Genomic DNA, 24,969 nt, shown 5'->3' with positions numbered 1-24,969 from the left:
TGTACTTCAAATTTTAAAACGAAATTTTATGCAGGAACTCATTACCCGCCTTACTGAAAAAGCAGGCATCAGCGCAGATCAGGCCACCAAGAGCCTGGAAACAATAAAGGATTTTGTAAAAGAAAAATTTCCTATGCTGGCAGGCGCAGTAGACAATATGTTTACCCCTTCGCCCGAAGCAACAGCCGCAGCTACTGCAGCAACAGCAAAAAAAGATGAATCAATGATGGATAAGATCAGCGATGTGATCCCGGGCCAGGCAGGAGAAAAAGTAGAAGAATTTGCAAAGAACGCCGCACATAAAGCCGAAGAGGTTTTTGACAATGTAAAAGACAAGATCAGCGGCATGTTCGGAAATGATAAAAAATAATTGCAGCTGAATGTAAAAAGCCCCAACAATTGTTGGGGCTTTTTTATGTTTACGTTCTCAGTAATTTAAAAGCATGCGTCCATTCGTTCTTTAAAAAGCCCGGTATACACCACAGTATACAAAGCGATTCGATAGTACCCGCCGCTTCTGCTTTGCCCAGGTCTTCTGTTTCCCAGCCAAAAATATCCAGTATACCCGTTACCGTTTGCTTTGCCGCAGCATCATTGCCACAAATAAACATCGTGGGTTTTATATCACCGTACGAAGGTTTGTACATAACGTTATTGCCTACACTATTAAATGCCTTTACAATTTTTGCTTCGGGTAATGCTGCCTGTACCTGCTGTAATAAAGAGTCGTTTTGCGTTGTAAAAAACTGCAGCACGCCATTTACTGGTGGTGCGGCAGCAATGGGGTTGGTGGTGTCGATCACGGTCTTTCCTGTAAAATTTTCTTTCCCTGCCAACTCTATCGCATTCAGCGCAACAGCACCATTCGTACACAGTAGTATTATTTCGCCAAACGCAGCCGCTTCTTTAAAGCTGCCCGTTTGTGCGCCTGCATTGGTAGCTTTCCATTTTTGCACTTCGGGTTTTTCCGTATCTCTTGTACCCAGCATTACCTGGTGGCCTTCTTTTAAAAAACCGGCTCCTAGTACCTGGCCAACAATACCGCTGCCGATGATGCCTATTTTCATAACAGTGCTTTTAATTTTTCTTCAAATTACTGCGCATTGAATGCAGCTGCAAATTCTTTTGCAAAATCTTCCAGTTTTACTTTGCCTAACACCGGCTTGTGCTTCCAGTAATCTTCCTGCATCCTGCCTTCTCGTAAAGATCTGCCCATGGTTGTATACCCTTCTGCCATGGTTTCTTTTAATCCTGCCTGCCTCATTCCTTCCAGTGATTGTTCATCTGAAAACACTACCCAGGGAATGCCGGGTTTATTGATGGTATTACTTAGTAAAGTGGCGATCTCGGTACCAGTTTTTTCATCGCTGGAAATATACCTCACAGAAATACCCGTAAAGTTCAGTGCCAGTAATTCTTCTGCGGCTACATCTGCAATATCACTGGTATGCACTAACACCAGCTTTTCATCACCACCGCCAAAATTACTCCCCATAATATTCATTCCTTTTATCAGCGGTATCATGTTAAAAAGGTTGTACATAAAATAAGAAGGCCTTAAAAATTTTGCATTGATATCCTTTTGTTTTTTCAGCAGGTCTTCCAGGTCAGCGAGGCCATCCACAGGACCAACCCCGTTACCAACGTGTGCACCAATGCTGCTAAGCAGCACTACATTTTTAACAGCGTTCGCTGCAATTGCTTCCACATAATTTCTTGCCACCGTGTTTTGATAATGGCGGAAATTTTCTGCTGCAAAATTGGGTGGTATCATCAGGTATACCGCATCCGCTCCTGCAAATGCCTGCTGCACAAATGCAGCATCTTCTATAGAGCCTATCGCAGCTGTAGCGCCTTTATCCACTAAGGGTTGCAGTTTTTTTGCATCGCGGCCAATAACGGTTACATCGTGGCCTGCGTTTAATAATTTTTGTGTGAGGGGTGAAGAGATATGTCCTGCACCACCGGTAATTACGTACTTCATGATCATTGATTTTTGTTGGTTAAACAATATTTGTATATACAAATATTGTGATAAAAAAATTTTATAGCTTATCCGTCAGTTTGTTAATGTTTTGTACCATACGCATACTTTCATCCGCACCCAGTATGTCCGTATAGGTTTTGGTGAATTCCCCCATGCACACTTTCATCTTGGGCAATAATTCTTTTCCTTTCGGGGTAGGATATACATTGGTGATCTTTCCCTCAGTAGTGCGTATCACCAGTTTTTTTTCTTCCAGTTTTTCTATCAGCCGGGTAATGGTACTGGGCGTCAGCTGCATTTCATCTGCAATGCAACCAGGCTGGGCACCAGGGTTTTCCAGCACCATCATCAATAAATAAGCATGGCTGGGGGAAAGGCCTACCTTCTTCCAGTTTTCCACTGCAATTTTCTCTACTTTCCTTGCCAGTGCATTGGTGGAAAAATAAAGACATTTATTAAAACGGCTGTTAGATGATTTCATTTATACCACAAAGAAAAGCATTTTATTTGTACATACAAATAAAATGGTCATTTATTTTTCCACCATTCTTTTTTACCGGCCCTAAATATTAACAGCGCTTAGCCATCAATTCGTTAATTTTACTTATGGCAAATCCCAATTTAAATAACCAGTCAGCATTTGCAGATAAGGAATTTGAGAATACCATCCGGCCGGCTGCTATCAACGATTTCAGCGGGCAGGGGCAGATCATAGAGAATATTACCATTTTTATAAAAGCAGCCAAGCTGCGTGGCGAAGCCCTGGATCATATTTTATTTCATGGCCCGCCAGGATTGGGCAAAACAACATTGAGCCGCATTGTGGCCAACGAATTGGGCGTTAGCATTAAAGAAACCAGCGGGCCTGTTATTGAAAAGCCCGGCGACCTTGCGGGATTGCTTACCAATTTAGAACCCAATGATGTTTTATTCATTGATGAGATACACCGCCTGAGCACCGTGGTGGAAGAATACCTGTACGCAGCGATGGAAGATTACCGCATCGACATCATGATCGACAGCGGGCCCAATGCAAGAAGTGTGCAGCTGAATTTGAATCCTTTTACTTTGATCGGCGCCACTACCAGAAGCGGTTTGCTTACAGCGCCCTTGCTCAGCAGGTTTGGCATAAAATCAAGACTGGAATATTACGAAGCAGGCACTTTAAAGAATATCATTCTGCGCTCTTCCAAAATACTCACCACCAAGATCACCAGTGATGCTGCAGCAGAGATAGCCGGCAGAAGCCGCGGCACGCCCCGTATTGCCAATGGATTATTAAGAAGGGTAAGGGATTTTGCGCAGGTGATCGGCAATGGTGTGATTGACCTGGGCATTACACAGCATGCTTTAAAAGCGTTGAATGTGGATGCTTACGGACTGGATGAAATGGACAACCGCATACTGGCCACTATCATAGAAAAATTCAAAGGCGGTCCGGTGGGCATTACCACCATAGCAACTGCTGTGGGCGAAGAGCCGGGCACCCTGGAAGAAGTGTATGAACCATTTTTGATACAGGAAGGCTTTTTACAACGCACCGCAAGAGGCCGGGAGGTTACTGAAAAAGCTTACCGGCATTTAGGAAAAATGCCACCCATGTCGGGAGGCACTCAAAATAATCTGTTCAGCCAGTAATTATTCCGAAACCACTAAACGGAAACCGTTACCGTGGATATTTACAATTTCGATAGAAGGATCTTCTTTTAAATACTTACGCAGTTTTGCAATGTACACATCCATACTGCGGCCGTTGAAATAAGTATCGCTGCCCCATATTTTCTTTAAAGCCACTTCACGGCTCAGCAGGTCGTTCTTGTATTCGCTCAGCATTTTAAGTAATTCATTTTCCTTTGGAGAAAGCACCTGCACTTTACCATTGATGCCCAGTTCACGCAGGCGTGGATTGAAGTGGTATTTGCCCAGGTCAAACTCGGCATTCACTTCTTCCTTGTGCATTTCTTCATTGCGTTTTAAGATCGCTTTTATCTTATGCAGCAATACTTCGCTGTCGAATGGTTTGGTGATATAATCATCGGCACCCAGTTTGTATCCCTGGATGATATCATCCTTCATCGTTTTTGCACTCAAAAAGAACAAAGGCACATCCGGGTTTACATCCCTGATCTCTTCGCCCAATGTAAAACCATCCATATTGGGCATCATTACATCCAGTAAACAGATGTCAAATTTTTCCCGCTGAAAAGCTGCCAGTCCCAAGCGTCCGTCCCTTTCCAGTGTTACATCATAATCGTTCAGCTCTAAATAATTCTTTAATACCAGGCCCAGGTTGGCGTCGTCTTCGCAAAGTAATATTTTAGGTTTCACTGCTTCCATGTTTTATTAGTTTAAGAGCAAATAAAATTAATTCATTTTTGGTACAGCGAATATAGTGCCTAATTTTTTGTTAAACATGAAAATTAGTCATTAAGTCATTTGTCATTGGGTTTAGCAGTTCCAATGCTTTTGATATACTTATTCAGCAGGAGATGGCATTCGGTAAGTTTACCAAGTATACTATTGAATTCTTCTTCTGTAATTAATTTACGGTTATAGGCTTTTTGATTGGCTGTTTTAGTTTCATACAGCGAGCCCCGGGCATACCAGCAAAAATTCTTGTTCTCTTTATAATGGAATCTTCCGTAACCTTCGGAAATATTTAAGGCAATAGAATCAGCAGCTCTCATATATTGATCACCCAGGTTCTTCTTATTGAAGATGTCCCATTTCACTGTTATTTCATGAACCAGTTCACCAATTTGCATAGCAAGCTTGTAAACAATTAAGTCTTCGAGGAGGATCATAGATTTTATTTTGGCAGCTAAAAGTAAAGAAAAAATCTTTCATCCCTTCAATGACTTAATGACCAATGACCCTTCATTAATGACCTTTGAGGTACTTTTTATCCGTCAATGTTTTCAGAAATGCAATAAGATCTTTCTTCTCGTTTGGTGTTAGTCCTAAAGGCTTTTTAAGATCATCATCAATGTTGATGGCATCGGGTACAAATTTTTTAGGATCGTTATAATAGTCTACTACTTCTTCCAGGGTTTTAAACATGCCATTGTGCATATAAGGCGCCGTTACTGCAATATTGCGCAGACCGGGAATTTTGAACTTGCCTTTGTCGCTTTCTTTTTGGGTGATGTTGTACAGGCCTGCATCATTCAGTTCCTTGCCATTGTACAAACCAATGTTCTTAAATTCATCGGTGGTAAAATCTTCCTGGCTGTGGCAATTAAAACATTTTGCCTTATCTCCAATGAAAAGTTGCCGGCCCCGCTCCTCCTGTGCTGTCAATTTTTTAAGATCGTTGCTCCAGTCATCAAACTTACTGTCTACTGTTTCCAGTGTACTTTCATAAGCAGCCAGTGCCTCGGAGAGGTTTTTTGCAGAAGGGTTTTGCTTAAATATCTTTTGAAAAAGCAAGCGGTATTCTTTTGAAGCATTCAATCGTTGAACAGCTTCGTCAATGGGCAGCCCCATTTCATCAGGGTTTTGTACCGGCATCAGCGATTGCTCCTGTAACGATGCCGCCCTTCCGTCCCAGAAATAATAAGGGCGGTTCTTCATATTCAAAACAGAAGGTGCATTGCGTAAAGTGAGCTTACCATGTATACCAATACTGAAAGCGGTGGTATCTGCAAATGCATAAGCGGGTTTATGACAGGAAGCGCAGCTTACAGAAGTATCTTTGGATAATAGTTTTTCAGTGAACAGTTTTTTACCCAATGCCGCTTTGGTATTGATCCATTCTTTTTGCTGCTGTATAAAAGCAGTAAAACAAAGCACCGGTATAAAAAGCAATACAGTAAACAGCCACTTCATAAGCGCAAATTAAAAAAGGTTTTATTAATTGCTGCAGTTATTACACCGTTGCAATTAATAAAACCTCTTATTGTAATGATCCGATTCTGTGATCTATTTAAAATCGTCTTCAGTCACACCCTGGTTGATCTTGATATTGCTCAGGTTCAGGGTCAGCTCCTGTCCGTTACTGTTCCTTACGATCTGCGTAGGCAGCATGATGGTGCCTACTTTCTGGTAATTCTTGTAATCGATCGTTACAGGAATATCTTCTGTACCCTGTTTGCTGGTGGTTTCTTCCTGCAGCAGCAAACCTGTTTTTAAAGAGAACTGCTGTACAGAAGTTCTGCCGCTCGGCATTACTATTTTAAGGCGGTAAGTATCTTCATCCCCTACTTTTCCTTTACCCATATACTCGGTTTTGTAATCCGCAGTGTTGTAATACAGTTGCGGAATAACACCTTTATCATCCTGTTGTTCTTTGATCTCTTCCGGAACCATATCCTGCTTTTGTGGCCCCTGTTGCTGGTAGCCGGTAAGGCCATTGAACACGGCTTTAAAAACGGTCATCGATCCCATCTGCAATTCCGTAAGCATTTTATTAGGGTTCATGTGCAGGTCCCTGCCGGTAAAATCGCGGCCCATCATCTGCATACTTACGGTAGAAGAAATAGTAGTTACTTTTTTCACTTCATCTTTTCCGCCGATCGCTTTTAAGTAATCTTCAATAATGCTGTACCCGGAAATCGCATCCGATGTTTTACCGGTTTCATTCACCTTGGTGTCTTTCACTTCTTCCACAACCGGCTCAGCATATTTATCATACTTTTTAATAGGATAACCCAGCCTTGCCAGGTTAGGCAATATTTTTTTGCCATTACCTACTATCACGATCCTGCTCCTGCTTTCACTGAAAAAGTGTTGTGATACCCTTTTAATATCTTCTACTGTAACTGCGTTTATCCGTTGCAGGTAGGTACGGTAAAAATCCTTGGGTAAATTATTGATCAAAATATTGGTGGCATAAGTGGCTGCTGTGGCCGGATTTTCCATACCCAATGCAAAAGAGCCATTGTACACCGCTTTGGCCATGCTCAGTTCATCAGGTGTTATTTTACCATCCCGCATGTTCAATATCTCACCGATCAGTTCCGCAACAGCACTGTCCACTTTATCGGTACGTACCGCAGCGGATGCTGTAAAAGTGCTCTGGAACCTTCCACTACCAAGCCTTGAATAACTGCCGTAAGTAAAGCCGTGCTTTTCACGCAGGTTCATGAATAATTTACTTTCTGCACCGCCACCTAAAATATGGTTGGCCATCAGTAAAGGAAAATAATCACTGCCATTCATCGGGTTATTGATCAGGTTGCCCACTCGCATTTCTCCCTGCACTGCAGTAGGCAGATCCACAAAATCAATTTCAGTTTTGGCAGGATTTTCTGCATCGGCAATTACCGGCAGGGTCAGTTTTTTTCCGGTCCATTTACCAAAAACTTTTTCTGCCAGCGCTTTTGCAACAGCAGGCGTGATATCTCCCACAAAAGTTAAATAACTGCGGGAAGGTGTTATATAATTATCATACGCTTCTTTTACATCTGCCAGCGTTAATGCCTTTACCGTTTCTTCCGTAGTGAATTCGCCCTGTGCAGTATTTTTTCCATATACCAATGCAGCATTCACTCTTCCTGCAATGGCAGGTGCACTCTTTTCGTTCGATTTTAAACCGGTAAGGGTTTGCGATTTTAATTTATCAAATGATTCCTGTGGAAAAGAAGGGCTTTTTAAAGCATCCCCCATCAGTGAAAAAGCCTTGTCAAAATATCTTGTAAGCGCTGATGCAGAACCGCCGTTATAATTGAGTGATACATCCGCACCGATCATATCCACCGCCTCATCAAATACGGCTTTATCCATTGTGGTGGTGCCTTCGCTCAGCATGCCGCCCATCAGGTCCATCACGCCGGCTTTTTTACCTTCTTTTACAGGACCCATATCAATATTCAATGTGGCACTTACTTTAGGTAATTTATGATTTTCCACCACCAGTATGGTCATGCCATTGGGCATATTAAAGATCACGGGGTCTTTAATGGTGATGGTTGGTGCAGGGCCTGCAACCGGTCTTTTACTGCGGTCTACTTTTACCTGTGCAAAACTGTATTGCAATAAACAAACAGCAACTGCAAGTATGATTGTTTTTTTCATTCCGAATATTTTTGAAAAATGAATTGAAATTATTTTTTAGGAAGATAATACAGCAATACCCTTTGATTCTTGTTCAGGTATTTTTTAGCAACATTCTGTATATCCTGCCGGGTGATCTTCTTAACTCTTCCAGTTCTGTATTGATGTTATTGGTATTCTTAAAAAAAGTATACCCATCTGCTAAGTTTTCTGCAACACCCAGCATACGGTTGTTCTTATCTACATACTGGTTCTCAAACTGGTTCAGCAGTTTGGTGAATTCTTTTTCGCTGATCAGTTCATTCTGCAGTTTTACTATTTCATCATCCATGTCTTTTACCAATGTATCCAGTGGCGTATCATTGTTGGGCAAGGCATACATAAAATAAGCGCCATAATCTTCCAGTGCATAACTGAATGATCCCACCTGCAACGAATTCTTTTTATCATCCACCATTTTTTTAAACATACGGCTGCTGCTGCCCTGGCTCAATACTGCCGAAGCCATTTCCAGTATCTTGGATTCTTTGCTCGTCATACCCGGTACACGGTAAGCAGTGATCACTGCGGGTATCTGTATATTACTATCGAAGGCAGAATCAATGATTTCTTTGGTGATAGGCGTTTCGGTATATTTTGTTTTTACCACCGGTGCATTGCCCGGTATAGGGCCGAAATAAGCATCCACCAGTTGCTTGGTTTTGGCAATATCAATATCGCCTGCAATCACCAGCACTGCATTGGAAGGGCCATAATATTTTTTATTAAAGGCTTTGAATTCATCCAGTGTAGCAGCATCTAAATGCTCCATGCTACCAATGGGCACCCAGGTGTACGGATGTTTGGTAAAAAGCCTTTTCATTACTTCCGGCAAAAAATTACCATAAGGCTGGTTATCCACCCGTAATCTTTTTTCTTCCTTCACCACTTCGTTCTGGGTTTTAACACCGATCTCATTAATTACAGGGTGCATCATCCTTTCGCTTTCCAGCCACAGGCCTGTTTCCAGCTGGTTGCTGGGAAAGGTCTCGTAGTAAAAAGTTCTGTCCTGGCTGGTATTGGCATTGGCCTGGCCACCGCTGGAGCTTACGATCTTATCGAATTCTCCTCTTTTGATATTATCAGATCCTTCAAATAAAAGGTGTTCAAAAAAATGGGCAAAGCCGGTACGGTTGGGCTGCTCGTCTTTACTGCCCACATGGTACATTACCGATACGGCCACCACGGGTGCAGTTTTATCCTGGTGCAGTACCACCCCCAGGCCATTTTTAAGTTTGTACTCGGTGTAGGCCACTTTTTGTGCCTGTACCGAAGCCGTTGCTGCAACCAGCACAAGGCCAAGAATGCTTCTTTTCATGTTTATAAGTTAAGGCAACAAAAATAGGCAGTTATTGACCGCAGCAAAAAGAAATAACAGTTTTTTGATAAGTGGCAAACACCCCTTTTTATTTTTAACCAGCGATAAACAACCTGTTTCAATAACCTTCGTACCTTCCCGAAAATTTTATATCATGCCCAGCAAAGAAGCATTTATACAGGCCATCAATAATGGCTATACTTTTAAAGGCGAATCTGTAAAGATCGGCTGTGCCGTTCTGGATGGTGAAGTGGTGGCCGAAGCTGCTATTAATCTTCCCTTAAAAACGATGAACCGTCACGGCCTGATAGCCGGTGCCACCGGAACGGGTAAGACCAAGACGCTGCAGATGATCAGCGAATTTTTGAGTGATAACAGTGTGCCGGTTTTATTGATGGACATCAAGGGCGACCTGAGCGGTATTGCAGCCGAAGGCACCACCAACGATAAGGTAAAAGAACGTTACACCAAGTTAAATTTCGAATACAAACCGGCGTTATTTCCATCAGAGTTAATGACGCTTACCGGACAAAAAGGGGTACACCTGCGTGCCACCGTGAGTGAGTTTGGCCCGGTATTGCTTACAAAAATATTAGGACTGAATGATACACAAGGCGGCGTAGTGGCCATGATATTCAAATATTGTGACGACTCTCAATTACCGTTGCTGGACCTGAAGGATTTTATAAAAGTATTGCAATACATTGGTGATGAAGGCAAGGCTGAAATAGAAAAAACTTACGGTAAGATCTCCACTACCAGCACCGGCACTATTTTACGTAAAGTGATAGAATTACAGCAGCAGGGTGCTGATATTTTCTTTGGCGAAAAAAGTTTTGAAGTGGACGACCTGATGCGCATGAGCGATGATGGCCGTGGTATGATCAATGTACTGCGTGTTACCGACCTGCAGGATAAACCCAAACTCTTTTCAACATTCATGTTGCAGATGCTGGCCGAATTATATGCCAGCTGCCCTGAGGAAGGCGATCTTGAAAAACCCAAACTGGTAATGTTCATCGACGAAGCGCATTTGATATTCAATGAAGCCAGCGAAGCATTATTGCAGCAGATAGAAACGATCGTAAAACTCATCCGTTCCAAAGGCATTGGTATTTTCTTTTGTACGCAAAACCCGATGGATGTGCCTGCAAGTGTACTGGCGCAATTAGGTTTAAAAGTGCAGCATGCTTTAAGGGCTTTCACGGCTGCTGATAGAAAAGTAATTAAACAAACAGCAGAGAACTATCCTGAAACAGAATTTTATAAAACTGAAGACCTGATCACACAACTGGGTATTGGTGAAGCACTGGTAACCATGCTGAACGAAAAAGGTATACCCACGCCGCTGGCGCATGTAATGTTGTGTTCACCCCGCAGCCGTATGGATGTATTGACCGATGGCGAGATCGATGCGATCAATGCCAAATCGAAACTGGTGGCTAAATACAATCAAACCATCGACAGCAAGAGCGCATACGAAATATTAACCGCCAAGCTGCAGGAAGCGGCCGATAAAGGCCAGGATGAAACGGATAATGCCAAGCCTAAAAAGGAAGAAAAATCCACGTTGGAAAAAGTGGCTGACAATACTATTGTAAAGAGCATGGTGCGTACTGCAGGCAATACCATTGTGCGCTCCTTACTGGGCGCACTGGGCCTGGGCGGCAGAAGCAAAAGCTCGAAAAGCAAAGGATGGTTTTAACATGATCTGACGTCCCCGTCTGATCATGTTGGGAAGGTCAGACCTTCCCAAATTCGCACAAGGTCAGACGGGGGCGTCAGACCTTGTGCGAATTTTTGTTTCCTATCTTTGCCCATGCTTAAGAAAATCTTTCATCATCGTTTTGGCCCCGTAGCACTGGTAGCTGTTTTGGTTTGCTCCATCAGTTGTATCACCCGGCTCATTCTATTAATTAAAAGCTGGTCTTCGCTCGAGTTAAATCCGCTAAGCTTTATTGGTATTTTTTTGATCGGTTTTTTTTACGACCTGGTGGTGAGCAGTTTTTTTGCTATACCCGTAGCATTGTATTGCTGGCTGATGAAAGACAGCATTTACCGTAAACGCTGGCATCGTATTCCATTGTTCCTACTTTTTTTTCTCATCAGTTTTATTTTATTGCTGAATGCAGGTGCAGAGATCACTTTCTGGGATGAGTTCAGTGTGCGCTTTAATTTTATTGCGGTTGATTATTTGATATACACTACTGAAGTATTAGGTAATATCTGGGAATCCTACAATATCCCCTTAATAGGTGCCGGCGTAGTATTGGCAACTATTGCAGTTGTTTTCCTCATTCGGAAAAAGATCATTGCATCACAACTGGTAAGCATGCGTTTTGCAAAGCGCAGTATTTTTTTCGGGTTGTTTTTATTGGTGCCGGCTGCTGCTTATTTTTTGGTGAACAATCGTTTTAAAAATATCAGCAGTAATAATTACGTGAACGAACTGGGCGGCAATGGCATTTATGAATTTGGTACCGCTTACTGGAACAATGAAATTGATTACAACCGTTTTTATGCCACACAAAATGATACGGCCAATTTTAAGATACTGAAAGCAATGCTGCAGGCGCCCAACGCCACATTCACCAACGATCCTTTAAGCATCGAAAGAGTAATTAAGAACGACAGCCCCGAACATAAATGGAATATTGTACTGGTAAGCGTGGAAAGCCTAAGCGGTGATTATTTAAAATACTTTGGCAACAAACAAAACATCACGCCTTTCCTGGATTCATTGATACCGCACAGTTTATTCTTCGAAAATTTTTATGCCAGCGGTACCAGGACGGTAAGAGGTCTGGAAGCATTGTCGTTAGCTATACCACCCACACCAGGCCAATCCATTGTGCGCAGGCCCGATAATGCGGACATGTTTACCATGGGCAACGTTCTAAAAACAAAAGGTTATGATGTGAATTACATCTATGGCGGCAATGCCTTCTTTGATAATATGGGAAAATATTTTGGCGCCAATGGTTATACCGTGCTGGATAAAAGAGACATTCCTGAAAAAATGGTGCACCATACCACGGCATGGGGAATAGATGACGAAGGCGCTTTTGAATACACACTCGAGCAATGCGATAAAAGTTTTGCAGCAGGCAAACTTTTTTTCAATCATATCATGACCGTGAGCAATCACCGGCCCTATACCTATCCCGATGGCAGGATCGATATCCCCTCTTCCACGCAGTCTATCGAAGGAGGTGTGAAGTATACGGACTATGCCATCAATAAATTTTTAAAAGATGCGCAGCACAAACCCTGGTTCAATAATACGTTGTTTGTAATTGTTGCCGACCATTGTTCTAAAAGCGCCGGTAAAACAGACCTGCCGGTGAACCGTTATCATATCCCCTGCTTAATTTATTCGCCGGCTTTGGTAACGCCCGCAATTGAAAAAAGATTGACGAGCCAGATAGACTTGGTACCAACAGTGCTGGGTATGCTAAAACTAAATTACACCAGTCGTTTTTTGGGTTATGACATTTCTATGACAAAGCCCGGCAATGAAAGGATCTTCATCAGCACCTACCAGGATATGGGTTATATCAGGGATGGAAAGCTCATAATTTTGTCGCCGCAGAAGAAAATTACCAGCTTTTCGCCCGACTTTATTTCGGGTACCAACAGCAAAATACCCCCCGAAAAGGCCCTTACCGACGAGGCAATTGCCTGGTACCAGGGGGCAAATTTCCTCTATAAATCGGGTGGTTATAAAATAATAAAATAGAGCTATTTTTACTGCATATTTAATTGATTATCAATTAATATAGAAGTTATACTGTGTACTTCCCACATGATTATGCAACTGATTGCATTAGAAAATATTTTAAAAATACTTCATTAAAATGTTGTGTAATCGTAAATTCCGCATTATCTTCGTCTCGGTTTTTCATAGGATATTGGATTTTAAAGCGGGACTAGATTTCTATCTTGGTCCCTTTTTTATTTTATGGACTTTCCGTTCCAAATTTGATGTCGAAACATCGGTATAAGCCCTGGTTTTAAAAAAGTTTTTAACAATACAGCCTCCCCTCCTTATCTGTTGCAATTTTATTTTCGGCCTGCAGAAAGCTGATCACCTTCCACAATTTCTCTTTTTTAATTATTTTAAGTTGCTGTTGAATTTCGTTCAAGTGAAGTTTATTTTCTTTTACCAATTGTAAAAGCGCAATCGATATCGTTTGGAATTCTTCCTTTGTTATCACCAATTCTTTTTGATTGATGCAATTATCACAAATGCCACATGGTTTTTCAAGGGCCGCATTAAAATAACCGGATATGAATTTGCTCCGGCAGCTCAATGTATCACCCGTATATTCCAGCATAGCTTTCACCCTTTGCTCAAAATTCTTTTTGCGTTCCAGGTGAGCGGTAATATTAATGGCATAACTGTCGGTATACATCCTGTTCTTGAGTAAGGTTATTTGTGGCTTTTCTTTTTGCGGTGAATAAGCGATCATGCCATGATCGTTCAATTGCTGCAAACCTTTTTTAACAGCAACAATATCCTGCTTTAAAAATTTAGCCAACCTGCTTTCGAAGATGATAACAGGAAGATCAAATACGCCTTCATAAGAACGCAGCAGTCCTTTGATCAGCGGTTCCAGTTGCGGCTGCATCTTTTCAAACTCTGTAAGGTCATCGCGGTTAGCAATTACCTGCACCGTGGCCGGTTTAAAAACGATCTCGTTAAAACTTACAATATCATCCTGCTCCAGCGCTTTGATGGCATAAGTGGCCTGCAATACATCCAGTTTAAACGCAGCTGTAAAAGTGGCAATATCAAGATCATAACTCACCCCTTCGCCACTGCCTGCCGCCACCTGCAGGTGGTTCATTAATGCGATATAAGTTTTTTTGATCTCGTCCGGTGAAGGAAAGCGGGTATTACTTTGCTGTTGCAGATCGTTCACATCCTTATTCTGGTATAATAAAACAGCATAGGCCCTTCTTCCATCTCTTCCTGCACGCCCTGCTTCCTGGTAATAATTTTCCAGGCAGTCGGGCACATCGTAATGCACCACCACCCTTACATCGGGTTTATCAATGCCCATCCCGAATGCATTGGTACAAACGATCACCCTTGTTTTATTCTGTATCCAGCTTTCCTGTTTATTCGTTCGCTCTTCGCTACTAAGACCGGCATGATAATGATCTGCATTGATCTTATTCATGCGCAGCAGCTCCGCAATTTCCTGTGTATGCTTCCTGCTTTTGCAATACACAATGGCAGTGCCCGGTACATTCTTTAATATCTTCAGTAATTTATTTTGTTTGGAAGCCACATTAAAAACACTGTACGAAAGATTCGGCCTTTCAAATGATTGCTGAAAGCGTTGTTGGTTTTTACCGAACAATAATTTCTCGCAGATATCATCCTGCACATTTTTAGTGGCCGATGCTGTTAATGCCAGTACCGGCACCTGTGGCAATAATTCCCGCAGCGCAGCAATGCGTAAATAAGGCGGTCGGAAATCGTAGCCCCATTGCGATACACAATGCGCCTCATCTATAGCCAGCAGGTTGACATTGATGGCAGGCAGGTATTCTAAAAATAATCTCGTTTCCAGCCTTTCCGGCGATACGTACAGGAATTTATAATTACCAAAGGCGGCATTCTGCAATGTTTTTTTTACTTCAAAAAAACTCATGCCACTGTATACCGCCAATGCATTGATGCCACGGCGTTTCAGGTTTTCCACCTGGTCTTTCATTAAAGCTATCAGCGGACTAACCACCAGGCATACACCGTCTTTTGCCAATGCAGGTACCTGGAAGCAAATGGATTTTCCTCCACCCGTAGGTAGCAATGCCAGCACGTCTCTGCCTTCCAGCACTGCATTGATGATATCTTCCTGCAAAGGACGGAAATCATCATACCCCCAATATGCTTTAAGAATTTCTTTTGGCGCCAACAGAATTAATTTAGCCTCAAATTAAATTACTTTCCTGTAATTAAGGCGTATAGAATTTATGGCCAGCACCACATCGCTGAAACCCATTGCCAGTGCGGCAACCCCGGGATGCAGTAAGCCTATTGCTGCGATGGGTATCGCTACGATATTATAAATAAAGGCCCAGAACAGGTTGCCTTTGATAGTTAAAAAAGTATACCTGCCCAAGCCCAGCGCCAGGGGTAAATGTTTAATACCATTATTGGTAAGCACCACCTGCGCCGTTTGCATAGCCAGTTGCGATGCATCGGATATGGAAATACCAATGGTTGCTTTAGCCAGCGCAGGCGCATCATTGATGCCGTCGCCTACCATCGCTACCGGCGATACTTTATTCAGTTGTTCAATGATCTGTAATTTTTCTTCCGGCGTTTTTTCCGCATATACTTCGTCTATGCCTACGGTTTGTGCAAGGCGGTTGGTCTTTTCAAAACTATCACCGCTTAAAAGCACGGTCTTTATATTTTTTGAATGCAGGTAGCTGATGATATCTTTTGTTTCTTCCCTTATTTCATCTTCCATATCAAAGCCACCCAATAAAACATCGTTCTTTAAAAGTACAGCCTGCCGTTTTCCAGCGCCGGTCTTTCCCAATTGATAAATATTGCCTTCATTATCTTCTGCCTTCATGCCCACACCTTTTACTTCTTCTATCTTTTTCCAGCTGATGGGGTCATTCACTTTCCACTCGGCAGTAATTGTTTTTGCAATGGGGTGATTAGAATATTTTTCTATGGAGAAAACGATGCGTTTAAATGTTGCTTCGTCAATATTTACATATTCAACATTCGATATTTTCAATTTGCCTTTAGTCAGTGTTCCTGTTTTATCAAATACCACTGTGCTGATGTTCTTAAACAACTCCAGGCTTTTTGCATTGCGGAACAGGATGCCTTTTTTAGTGGCCCTGCCCAATCCCACGGCAATAGCTGCAGGTGTTGCCAGGCCCATGGCGCAAGGGCAACTGATGACGAGTACTGCAATGCTGCGCATTAATGATGGCGTCAGCGCAATATTGAATGCAAAATAATTCAGTAAAAAGGTAAGCACAGCTATGCCCAATACCACGGGTACAAAAATGGCGCTGATCTTATCGGCCAATTGCTGAATAGGCGGCTTTTCGCCCTGCGCCTGTTTTACAAGGTTCAGGATATTACTTAATACCGTATCCTTGCCTACTGCCGTTACCTGCGCTTTTACCGTACCCTCTGTAAACAAACTTCCCCCTATCAAGGTGTCCTTCTTTTGTTTATGAATGGGTTTACTTTCGCCGGTAAGCAGTGCTTCGCTTACATAGGCTTCGCCCCATAGTATCTTACAATCTGCCGGCACCTGTTCCCCCGTTTTTATCAGCACTAAATCGCCGGTATGTAATTGTGTATTTTCTACAGGAAAGATCAGTTCTTTATGTTCTTCATCAAATGCGATCATATTGGCCATTACTTTTTGATGGCCTGCCAGTTTGTTCAGTTCTTTTTGCGTGGTGGATACTGATTTATGTTCTACCCATTCGCCTAAAAATACCAGTGTGATAATGGTAGCAGTAGTTTCATAAAAAATATAATCAGGTCCGTAATTGTTCAACGTGCCAATGAAACTGTAGATAAATGCAGCCAACGCACCCACCGCTATCAATACATTCATATTGGGTATGCCGCGGCGCAGGCTTTTTACAGCGCTTACCCCAAAATATCCCATACCAACTATGAATACCGGTAAGCAGATCGCCAGCTGTATCCAGGGGTTCATTAAAAAATGAATATGCCAGGGCAGCATGTGCAGCATCAGTACCAATGTAAAAGGCAGACAGAAGAGAAATCGTTGTAAGTGGTTGCTGAAGAGATGTTGAAGGTTGAAAGTTGAACGTTGAAGGTTAGTGGCAATATGTTCATCCACTACTTTGTAGCCCAGGTCGGCAATGCCTTTGGTGAGTGTTTCTTTAGATCGGGTACCGTCTGTTTCAAAGTTCACATCGCCGCCAATAAAATTCACTTTCACCTCCTTCATACCTTCTTTTTGCAGGTACCTGGTGATGGTTAATGCACAATTGGTGCAATCCATGCCCTCTACTTTCCATTCAACTTTTTCCATACTGCAAAATTATTTATTGCATTTGTGGGCCAATTACTAATGAAGGAAAATATATTTGCAACATGGAGGTAATTTTTAAACTGGAAGATATACAACAGGCTGCTGCTGAGTTTATAAAGCATGCCCCCGGGGCAAAGGTATTTGCCTTTTATGCGCCCATGGGCGCCGGTAAAACCACCTTTATACAGGCATTGTGCAGGGCCCTGGGTGTTAAGGACAATACTTCCAGTCCTACTTTTTCTATTATCAATCAATATAAGGCGGGTAACGACATCATTTACCACATGGACCTGTACCGTGTAAGGGATGAAAATGAAGCCATTAATGCCGGTGTGGAAGATTGCCTGTATTCGGGCAGCATTTGCTTTGTGGAATGGCCCGAAAAAGCCCCCGGTATCTTACCCGATAATACCCTGCAAGTATCGATTACAATCATCGATTCCCATACCAGGAAACTGAGTACTCTTTAAGGTATATGGAGAATTGCAGCTTTTAGAATTTAACCCTCCTGGTTTTTAAAAGGTTGCAAAAAAAAATGTAATTTGAGAAGCTTATTTATTATTCACTAATCAATTATTAATTAAAAAGTGGCTACTTCAAAACCCTTTGTATCTCCTTCCTTTTCGTACGAAACATTAGAAGAAACACTGGATGTAAAACCCAAAGGCGCTGAATTGTTCATTGGCATCCCCAAAGAAACTTCTTTCAGCGAAAACCGTATTGCCCTTACCCCCGAAGCAGTAGGTGTAATGGTGGCCAACGGGCATCGTGTGGTGGTGGAAACCAGGGCAGGCCTGGGCGCCAGCTATACCGATAAGGATTACAGCGAAGCAGGCGCCAAGATCGCCTACGACCGAAAGGAAGTGTACGAATGTGATATACTGGTTAAAAGCGCCCCTGTAAGTGAGTCTGAATGTGAATTATTAAAATATGGACAATACATCATCTCTCCTATTCACCTGGCAGTAATGCAGCGGGAGATATTGCAGAAGATGATGGATAAAAAGATCACGGCTTTAAGTTTTGAGAATTTAAAAGACGACAGCGGTCACAATCCCATTGTACGCAGCATGAGCGAGATTGCCGGGAGTGCTGTTATGTTGATCGCCGGGCAATATCTAAGCAATGCCAACAATGGTAAAGGTGTATTGGTGGGAGGTATCAGTGGTATTCCGCCTACAAAAGTTATCATCATTGGCGCCGGTATTGTGGGCGAATATGCTGCAAGAACAGCATTGGCCATGGGCGCCAGCGTAAAAATATTCGACAACAGCATTTACCGTTTAAAACGTTTACAGAATAATATCGGTGGTCGTCTATGGACATCCGTTATAGAGCCCAAAATACTGGCCAAGCAGTTAAAGACCTGCGATGTGGCAGTGGGCGCTTTAAGCAGCACCGGAGGCCGCACACCTATTGTGGTAATGGAAGAAACCGTGAGCAGCATGCGGCCCGGCAGCGTGATAGTGGATGTGAGTATTGACCGGGGCGGTTGTTTCGAGACCAGCAAGGTTACCACGCATGAGAACCCGGTGTTTAAAAAATACGATGTGATCCATTACTGCGTACCCAATATTCCCAGTGGTTTTGCACGCACTGCTTCCCAGGCCATCAGTAACGTATTGATGCCTTTATTGCTGGAGACCGGTGAAGATGGCGGTATTGATAATGTGATCTGGTATAAAATAAATATCCGCAGTGGTATTTATTTATTCAAGGGAAGTCTTACTAATTTTTATTTAAGTGAAAGATTTGATCTGAAATATACAGATCTGAATTTGCTGATTGCCAGTAAGCGTTAATAACGGTTACTTGTAATCGCTTATTTTGATCACTTGCTCACAAAAAGCATATTCCTGCTGGTCATTGCTGCTTACGATCACCAACCTGTTGTTGACATGATCGGCAACAAGCTGCTGGTATAAAGCGATCCCTTCTGCATCTAAATTAGTGGTGGGTTCATCCAGCAACAAAACAGCCGTATCGCTGAAGAATGCCTGCGCCAGTTTCAGCCGCTGTTTCATACCGCTGCTGTAATAGCGTATCTGCTTATTGGTTGCACTTTTTAATCCTACCGTTTGCAATATAGTTTCGATAGAAACCGAACTGATCAGCGGCTTGAATTGTGCATGAAAATGCAGCATTTCCTTTGCGGTCATTTCTTCCACCAGTTCTAAATAAGGGGCTGCAATAGCAATATGGGTGTATAATTTTTCTGCAGTAATGGGCTGATATGCGTTTTTGATCTCGATGCTGCCTTCGTTGTGTGTAAGGGAACCTGATATTACCTGTAATAATGTTGATTTGCCGGAACCATTGGAGCCCGTGATGGCATAAGAAGTGCCGCTTTTAAACTGGTAACTGCAGTTGCGGAAGATCCACTCCCGGTTGTATCGTTTACCAACATTATTTAAATTGATCTGCATTGGAATTTACCTGTAAAAAGATAAACTTAATAAGTTTTTATATGCTTTGATAAAAGTTCAACAATGGTATGCAGTACAAGAATACGACGCAACAATGCAGCATTGAATTACAAAAGTTGGTCTCAAAAAACTGGTACAATTTAAGTACCTGAACAAAAAGCGATGCCGTAACAATCTTAGTTCCCCTTTAGGGGACAGGGGTTATTCGTCGTCGCTGTTGCCTTTCGTAAATCTTTTTATGATCCCCCTGCCGCTTTCTCTTACAAAAGTTACGATCTCATCTCTTTCATCAGTTGCAGGAAATTCTTCTTCAACAAAATTCAGCGCCTGCGAGGTGTTCATGCCCTTGTTATAGATAATGCGGTAAATATCCAGTATGGAATTGATCCTTTCCAGCGAAAAGCCACGGCGTTTTAAACCTACAGAATTTACACCGGCATAGCTTAATGGCGTACGGCCTGCTTTAATATATGGTGGCACATCTTTGCTTACCAAACTACCGCCTGCAATAAAAGCGTGCTGGCCTATCTGCACAAACTGGTGTACGGCACACATACCGGCCAATATTGCATTATCGCCCATTATCACGTGCCCGGCCATTTGCGTGTTATTGCTCATGATGCAGTTATTGCCCACAATGCAATCGTGCGCAATATGGCTGTAGGCCATTATCAGGCAGTTGTTACCTACTCTCGTGGTCCATTTATCTTTACTGCCGCGGTTAACGGTCACAAATTCACGGATGGTGGTATTGTCGCCTATCTCAACGGTGGTTTGTTCGCCATCGTATTTAAGGTCCTGCGGTATGGCTGCAATTACAGCACCGGGAAAAATGCGGCAGTTCTTGCCGATCCTGGCGCCTTCCATAATAGTTACATTACTGCCTATCCAGGTGCCTTCTCCAATTTCTACATTGGGATGTATCACGCTGAAGGGGTCGATCTTTACATTGGTAGCAAGCTTTGCGCTGGGGTGTATGTATGTGTGCGGATGAATCATTCTCTTTGGTTAATTCGTTAATTAGTTGATCAGTTTATCCGTTAACTGGTGTATTGGTTAGCAGCAAACGAATTTACTACTTAACCAGTTAACCAATAAACTATTTAACTGCGTTTTACAAGTTGTGCGGTAAGATCTGCTTCGGTGCAAAGTTTATTGCCCACGTATACACTTCCCCGCATGATGCATATACCACGGCGGATGGGTTCAATCAGTTCCATCTTCAACAGCATCGTATCTCCTGGCACTACTTTTTGTTTGAACTTACAATTCTCAATCTTTAAAAAATAAGTATCATATTGTCCTTCGGGCATGGCATTGATACATAGCAGGCCGCCTGTTTGCGCCAATGCTTCAATCTGTAACACACCCGGCATTACAGGATTACCGGGAAAATGTCCCTGGAAGAAAAATTCGTTGAAGGTCACGTTCTTGATACCTACAATTTGTTTATCGCTCAACTCAATGATCTTATCTACAAACAAAAAAGGGAAACGGTGCGGCAACGTTTTTTCTATCTGCTGCTGCGTATATACCGGTTGCTGGTTGGGATTGTAAATGGGTATATCCTTGGTGTGTTTGTTCTTTTTGATGTATTGTTTGATCTTACGGGCAAACTCCACGTTGCTGCTGTGGCCCGGCCTGTTGGCAATGATATGCGCCTTGATAGGATAACCAATCAATGCCAGGTCACCAATTACATCCAACAGTTTATGCCTTGCAGGTTCATTGGGGAAACGCAGTTCTAAATTATTGAGGTAGCCTTCGCTTTTTACTTCCACTTTAGCACGGCCAAAGGCTTTTGCCAGGCGGCTCATCTCTTCATCCGTAACAGGCTTGTCCACCACCACAATGGCGTTATTGATATCACCACCTTTCACCAGGTTATTGTCCAGCAGCATTTCCAGCTCGTGCAAAAAGCAAAATGTGCGGCAGGGTGCGATCTCGGTTTTAAATTCCTTGATGGTTTTTAAACTGGCATGCTGTGTACCCAATACCGGGCTGTTAAAATCTATCAGCGTGGTAATTTGATAATTAGTGGCCGGCAAAGCGGTCATGTCCACCCTTTTTACATCATCATAATGCGTGATATTGGTATCGATGGTGTACCATGCTTTGGCAGCATCCTGTTCCAGCACACCGGTTTCTTCAATGATCTCTACAAATGGTTCGCTGCTGCCGTCGATAATGGGTATTTCCGGCCCGTTGATCTCGATAAGGCAGTTATCGATGCCCATACCCACCAGTGCGGCCAGTATGTGCTCTACAGTGCTTACTTTAATGTCCCCCTGTTCCAGCGTGGTGCCCCTGGAAGTATCGGTAACCAAGTCGCAATCGGCCTTTATCACCGGCATTCCCGGCAAGTCGATACGCTGAAACTGGAAGCCAAAGCCCGGGTTGGCCGGTTTCAGTGTCATATCCACATTTACACCCGTATGCAGGCCCGTGCCCGAAATACTTACTGAAGCCGCCAGCGTATGCTGCTTATCAGGATTAAAATTGTTATCCATCAGAGTTGAAAATTTTGGGTGCAAAGATATTTCATTTAATGAACAATGGATAATGAATAATGTATAGTAATAACACTACAAAATAGGCTGCAACCCGGTTTAAATGAGCCAATTATCCATTTTTCATTATTAATTATTCATTGTTAAAACTGGAACTGGAAGCTGCCGAAAACACCAAAACGGGATATTTTATTGGCAGGCAATGGCCGTGGCAGCACCCGCCATACAAAATCAAGCCGGAGTACCTTCAGGATATTATCGATACCCGTGCCCACTTCCAGGTAAGTACTGCCATTGAGTGTTTTAAAGCTGCCCGATTTATTATTCAGCGTGGTATTGGCATCGCTCAGCGAACCCCACAATGCTTTCGCATTCCAGAACTGGCGCAGTTTTAATTTGCGGGTAAAAGGCACAAAGCGGAATAATCCCGAACCAATATTATGCTCCACATTTACCCCGGCATACTGATCACTTAAATATTCAAAGCGGTTCATCAGGTTAAAGCTGTTGGGATTGTAATAATAGATATCGTTACCGGGATGATTTTCAAGGAACGCAAAGGGCAGTGTACCATTGATCTTACCGGCGTATACTTTATAAGAAAATGAACCGTAGGGCGATATCTTCATATAATCTTTTACCGAAAGACCGATCTTGGTATAGTTATAAGCGCTGTTCAAAATGCCGGAAAAACCTTTGGCCAGCATCAGTTCGGCAATGGGATACTTGGTGCCCAATGAATAACGGAAATAATCCCCCTCTATGAATTGCTCCAGGTAGGCGAAACGCAGTTTCATGGCCACTTCAAAATTGCTCAGGGGCAAGCCTTCACTTACCGGGAAAGTTTCTTTAAAAGGCAGGTTCTTAAGTGGTGTGTATTGGCGGTGAGAAATGAACCATTCGGTGGAAAATCCTTTGCCCAGTTCGTTAAACACCTCAAAGCGTACATCCTGCAATTGAATGAACTTACGGGTGGTATTGGGTTTGCGGATGGCAAGCGAAAATATATTATCCTGTCCCACATCGCCCACCTGGCTGATGCCATTATCAATATCATTGGAATAAGAAGCGTGTAGGCGGAACCGTTTGGGATCCCTTTTCACGATCCAGAATGCTTCGGCTTTGCCTTTGAATTTTTTATCTGCAAAGCCATAAGCAAGATAAGTATGCAGATAAATATGTTTATTGAAACCTGTAGTGGTACCCAGGTCGAAACGCAGGCGGAGGCCTTCCCAGCTGTTGGTACTGATCCAGTTGAACCAGGGCCCGATCTCGTAATTAGTTAGTTGTTTATACCCTGTGCCAATGAACTTCAGCGTATTCTGCAGGCGTTGGAATTTGGGCATCTGCAACAGTTTGTCCACCGTGGCATAGATGGCTTTTTCATTGGTCGATAAGGTATCGTGCCGCAAGGCATTCCATACAGAATCTGATTTTAAATTGCTGCCCGGTTCTGTTTTTACCACTTCTTCTATAGGTTGCTGTTTGAACAATGCGGTAATAGAATCGCTGTTGATGATGATATTGCGGTACGAAGTGGTTTTACGTCCGATGAATGTCAACGATTGCTTGCCGAGAATTTTAAAATCAGCAAAGAATTTATCCCTGTTCAAAAAATATACGGTGTCATTCAGCGGAATGAATTCCTGGAACACACTTACGCGGTCAATGTAATTGATATTGGCGTCTTTGCCCAGGTAAAGGTTTATTTTTTGTATCTGGTAGGTTTGTGCGGTTACCCATGCATCGCCTTCAAAAGTATTTTGCCCCGCATGCTTGGGTGAAAAAACAAAATGGAATATTTTTTTTCCATTCACCACCTGTGTATCGGGCACCTGGAAATTGTAATACACATCTGCATTATCATTAAAAGGACCAATAAAATCCTTGTCCATCACGTTCACATAATTACCATATACATTCACATTCTGGTTCATCACACCCATCAGCTTGGTAATGCTCTCGTTGGAAAAACCCTTGGTATTACTGGCTTTTACGTTCTCAAAATATTTTTTGGTGTTCTTTTGAAAAGCATAATCACTTACACTTTCTACCAGGTAAGCCGGTAAAAAAGGTTCTTTTTCCGAAGTGCTGTCGATATTATCAAACACAAAAGAAAATGGTTTGAGCAGGAAATTCCTTTTTGCCTTTTCGGGTTTAAAATTCTTCAGGTCTATTTCCAGTTTATTGTAAGCTTCGTATCCAAAATTGGGCAGGTTATAGCGGTTGTATTGTTTCTTTTTACTCATGATCTTTTTCCACAAATACAATCCTTTATTGATCTTTGATTTTACCAATACACCATTAGTGGCAGCACCCCGCTGCAATTGCACCACAATGGTTTGATTGTTCATAGAATCGGTGATGGGCAGCTTGTAGGTTTCGTAACCAACAAAGGTTACCACCATGGTATCTTTTGAAAATTTGCTGATGTAAAAAGAAAAATTACCGGCGCTGTCGGATGTTTTACCAATAGAGGAGCGGGTAAAATACACCGAGGCATAGCTTACCGGTTCTTTGGTATGTGCATCCTGTATAATGCCTTTAAAGCTGATGCTTTGAGCATGCAGCTGCGCCGCCAGGATAATTGCACCAATAAATAAAAAATAACGTAAAAAACTCAATGTAATATCTGTTG

20 protein-coding genes are annotated in these 24,969 nt (G+C 42.6%); 6 read left to right on the top strand and 14 right to left on the bottom strand.

The features are described from left to right. The first annotated feature begins 28 nt into the window (after positions 1-28). Positions 29-370 (top strand): hypothetical protein, encoded by a 342-nt coding sequence (locus QM738_RS09230; protein WP_462276402.1) that lies wholly within the window; start codon positions 29-31, stop codon positions 368-370. A gap of 49 nt (positions 371-419) precedes the next feature. Here QM738_RS09230 and QM738_RS09225 read toward each other — a convergent pair whose 3' ends face one another. The 3 genes from QM738_RS09225 to QM738_RS09215 all read right to left on the bottom strand — a co-directional run bounded on the left by QM738_RS09225 (position 420) and on the right by QM738_RS09215 (position 2,468). After that, positions 420-1,067 carry an NADPH-dependent F420 reductase gene (locus tag QM738_RS09225; RefSeq protein ID WP_462276401.1) on the bottom strand — a complete coding sequence of 216 codons (648 nt, stop codon included), beginning with the start codon at positions 1,065-1,067 and terminating at the stop codon, positions 420-422. A 26-nt stretch (positions 1,068-1,093) separates the two neighbouring features. After that, a complete protein-coding gene (locus QM738_RS09220) occupies positions 1,094-1,984 on the bottom strand; it encodes an NAD(P)H-binding protein (protein WP_462276400.1) in 891 nt (296 codons plus the stop codon). 61 nt (positions 1,985-2,045) lie between these two features. Further along, a complete protein-coding gene (locus QM738_RS09215; RefSeq protein WP_462276399.1) occupies positions 2,046-2,468 on the bottom strand; it encodes a MarR family winged helix-turn-helix transcriptional regulator in 423 nt (140 codons plus the stop codon). A 125-nt stretch (positions 2,469-2,593) separates the two neighbouring features. On the opposite strand from QM738_RS09215, the gene ruvB reads away from it, so the two are divergent. After that, positions 2,594-3,625 carry a Holliday junction branch migration DNA helicase RuvB gene (gene ruvB / locus QM738_RS09210; RefSeq protein ID WP_462276398.1) on the top strand — a complete coding sequence of 344 codons (1,032 nt, stop codon included), beginning with the start codon at positions 2,594-2,596 and terminating at the stop codon, positions 3,623-3,625. On the opposite strand, the gene QM738_RS09205 is transcribed toward ruvB, so the two are convergent. The 5 genes from QM738_RS09205 to QM738_RS09185 form a co-directional block, all read right to left on the bottom strand. Next, on the bottom strand, positions 3,626-4,324 hold the full coding sequence (locus QM738_RS09205; RefSeq protein WP_462276397.1) for a response regulator transcription factor: 699 nt from the start codon (positions 4,322-4,324) through the stop codon (positions 3,626-3,628). A 95-nt stretch (positions 4,325-4,419) separates the two neighbouring features. Then, positions 4,420-4,791 carry a four helix bundle protein gene (locus QM738_RS09200; protein ID WP_462276396.1) on the bottom strand — a complete coding sequence of 124 codons (372 nt, stop codon included), beginning with the start codon at positions 4,789-4,791 and terminating at the stop codon, positions 4,420-4,422. A 76-nt stretch (positions 4,792-4,867) separates the two neighbouring features. Then, positions 4,868-5,815 (bottom strand): cytochrome-c peroxidase, encoded by a 948-nt coding sequence (locus tag QM738_RS09195; protein ID WP_462276395.1) that lies wholly within the window; start codon positions 5,813-5,815, stop codon positions 4,868-4,870. Between the two features lie 93 nt (positions 5,816-5,908). Then, positions 5,909-8,002, bottom strand: coding sequence for an insulinase family protein (locus tag QM738_RS09190; protein ID WP_462276394.1), 2,094 nt, complete (start codon positions 8,000-8,002; stop codon positions 5,909-5,911). A 73-nt stretch (positions 8,003-8,075) separates the two neighbouring features. Further along, complete coding sequence (locus QM738_RS09185) at positions 8,076-9,338, bottom strand: M16 family metallopeptidase (protein WP_462276393.1); 1,263 nt, start codon at positions 9,336-9,338, stop codon at positions 8,076-8,078. A 154-nt stretch (positions 9,339-9,492) separates the two neighbouring features. On the opposite strand from QM738_RS09185, the gene QM738_RS09180 reads away from it, so the two are divergent. Together QM738_RS09180 and QM738_RS09175 are read left to right on the top strand one after the other, a co-directional pair. After that, entirely contained in the window at positions 9,493-11,043 is a 1,551-nt protein-coding gene (locus QM738_RS09180; protein ID WP_462276392.1) for a helicase HerA-like domain-containing protein, read from the top strand. A gap of 114 nt (positions 11,044-11,157) precedes the next feature. Continuing rightward, the gene (locus tag QM738_RS09175) at positions 11,158-13,077 is read left to right on the top strand and encodes an LTA synthase family protein (RefSeq protein WP_462276391.1); all 1,920 of its coding nucleotides are present in this window, start codon (positions 11,158-11,160) and stop codon (positions 13,075-13,077) included. A gap of 286 nt (positions 13,078-13,363) precedes the next feature. Here the strand turns inward: QM738_RS09175 and QM738_RS09170 are convergent, their stop codons facing one another. Continuing rightward, entirely contained in the window at positions 13,364-15,265 is a 1,902-nt protein-coding gene (locus tag QM738_RS09170) for a RecQ family ATP-dependent DNA helicase (RefSeq protein WP_462276390.1), read from the bottom strand. Between the two features lie 21 nt (positions 15,266-15,286). Then, positions 15,287-17,395 carry a heavy metal translocating P-type ATPase gene (locus tag QM738_RS09165; RefSeq protein WP_462276389.1) on the bottom strand — a complete coding sequence of 703 codons (2,109 nt, stop codon included), beginning with the start codon at positions 17,393-17,395 and terminating at the stop codon, positions 15,287-15,289. A 62-nt stretch (positions 17,396-17,457) separates the two neighbouring features. On the opposite strand from QM738_RS09165, the gene tsaE reads away from it, so the two are divergent. Next, on the top strand, positions 17,458-17,865 hold the full coding sequence (gene tsaE / locus QM738_RS09160; protein ID WP_462276388.1) for a tRNA (adenosine(37)-N6)-threonylcarbamoyltransferase complex ATPase subunit type 1 TsaE: 408 nt from the start codon (positions 17,458-17,460) through the stop codon (positions 17,863-17,865). 117 nt (positions 17,866-17,982) lie between these two features. Continuing rightward, the gene (locus QM738_RS09155) at positions 17,983-19,197 is read left to right on the top strand and encodes an alanine dehydrogenase (protein WP_462276387.1); all 1,215 of its coding nucleotides are present in this window, start codon (positions 17,983-17,985) and stop codon (positions 19,195-19,197) included. Positions 19,198-19,203: 6 nt separating this feature from the next. Here QM738_RS09155 and QM738_RS09150 read toward each other — a convergent pair whose 3' ends face one another. From QM738_RS09150 to QM738_RS09135, 4 genes are all read right to left on the bottom strand, one after another. Continuing rightward, a complete protein-coding gene (locus QM738_RS09150) occupies positions 19,204-19,821 on the bottom strand; it encodes an ABC transporter ATP-binding protein (RefSeq protein WP_462276386.1) in 618 nt (205 codons plus the stop codon). 201 nt (positions 19,822-20,022) lie between these two features. Continuing rightward, entirely contained in the window at positions 20,023-20,820 is a 798-nt protein-coding gene (gene lpxA, locus QM738_RS09145) for an acyl-ACP--UDP-N-acetylglucosamine O-acyltransferase (protein ID WP_462276385.1), read from the bottom strand. Positions 20,821-20,924: 104 nt separating this feature from the next. Then, positions 20,925-22,331 carry a bifunctional UDP-3-O-[3-hydroxymyristoyl] N-acetylglucosamine deacetylase/3-hydroxyacyl-ACP dehydratase gene (locus QM738_RS09140; RefSeq protein ID WP_462276384.1) on the bottom strand — a complete coding sequence of 469 codons (1,407 nt, stop codon included), beginning with the start codon at positions 22,329-22,331 and terminating at the stop codon, positions 20,925-20,927. 143 nt (positions 22,332-22,474) lie between these two features. Next, a complete protein-coding gene (locus QM738_RS09135; protein ID WP_462276383.1) occupies positions 22,475-24,955 on the bottom strand; it encodes a DUF5686 and carboxypeptidase-like regulatory domain-containing protein in 2,481 nt (826 codons plus the stop codon). Positions 24,956-24,969 lie beyond the last annotated feature (14 nt).

The organism is Ferruginibacter sp., from assembly GCF_049840995.1.
Classification (GTDB): Bacteria; Bacteroidota; Bacteroidia; order Chitinophagales; family Chitinophagaceae; genus Ferruginibacter.
This window is presented reverse-complemented; position numbering and strand designations above follow the sequence as displayed.

Bases quoted from the DNA above. Each gene is read 5' to 3' on its own strand.
- QM738_RS09230 (WP_462276402.1), top strand. From the start codon at position 29: ATGCAGGAACTCATTACCCGCCTTACTGAAAAAGCAGGCATCAGCGCA.
- QM738_RS09225 (WP_462276401.1), bottom strand. From the start codon at position 1,067: ATGAAAATAGGCATCATCGGCAGCGGTATTGTTGGCCAGGTACTAGGA.
- QM738_RS09220 (WP_462276400.1), bottom strand. From the start codon at position 1,984: ATGAAGTACGTAATTACCGGTGGTGCAGGACATATCTCTTCACCCCTC.
- QM738_RS09215 (WP_462276399.1), bottom strand. From the start codon at position 2,468: ATGAAATCATCTAACAGCCGTTTTAATAAATGTCTTTATTTTTCCACC.
- ruvB (WP_462276398.1), top strand. From the start codon at position 2,594: ATGGCAAATCCCAATTTAAATAACCAGTCAGCATTTGCAGATAAGGAA.
- QM738_RS09205 (WP_462276397.1), bottom strand. From the start codon at position 4,324: ATGGAAGCAGTGAAACCTAAAATATTACTTTGCGAAGACGACGCCAAC.
- QM738_RS09200 (WP_462276396.1), bottom strand. From the start codon at position 4,791: ATGATCCTCCTCGAAGACTTAATTGTTTACAAGCTTGCTATGCAAATT.
- QM738_RS09195 (WP_462276395.1), bottom strand. From the start codon at position 5,815: ATGAAGTGGCTGTTTACTGTATTGCTTTTTATACCGGTGCTTTGTTTT.
- QM738_RS09190 (WP_462276394.1), bottom strand. From the start codon at position 8,002: ATGAAAAAAACAATCATACTTGCAGTTGCTGTTTGTTTATTGCAATAC.
- QM738_RS09185 (WP_462276393.1), bottom strand. From the start codon at position 9,338: ATGAAAAGAAGCATTCTTGGCCTTGTGCTGGTTGCAGCAACGGCTTCG.
- QM738_RS09180 (WP_462276392.1), top strand. From the start codon at position 9,493: ATGCCCAGCAAAGAAGCATTTATACAGGCCATCAATAATGGCTATACT.
- QM738_RS09175 (WP_462276391.1), top strand. From the start codon at position 11,158: ATGCTTAAGAAAATCTTTCATCATCGTTTTGGCCCCGTAGCACTGGTA.
- QM738_RS09165 (WP_462276389.1), bottom strand. From the start codon at position 17,395: ATGGAAAAAGTTGAATGGAAAGTAGAGGGCATGGATTGCACCAATTGT.
- tsaE (WP_462276388.1), top strand. From the start codon at position 17,458: ATGGAGGTAATTTTTAAACTGGAAGATATACAACAGGCTGCTGCTGAG.
- QM738_RS09150 (WP_462276386.1), bottom strand. From the start codon at position 19,821: ATGCAGATCAATTTAAATAATGTTGGTAAACGATACAACCGGGAGTGG.
- lpxA (WP_462276385.1), bottom strand. From the start codon at position 20,820: ATGATTCATCCGCACACATACATACACCCCAGCGCAAAGCTTGCTACC.
- QM738_RS09140 (WP_462276384.1), bottom strand. From the start codon at position 22,331: ATGGATAACAATTTTAATCCTGATAAGCAGCATACGCTGGCGGCTTCA.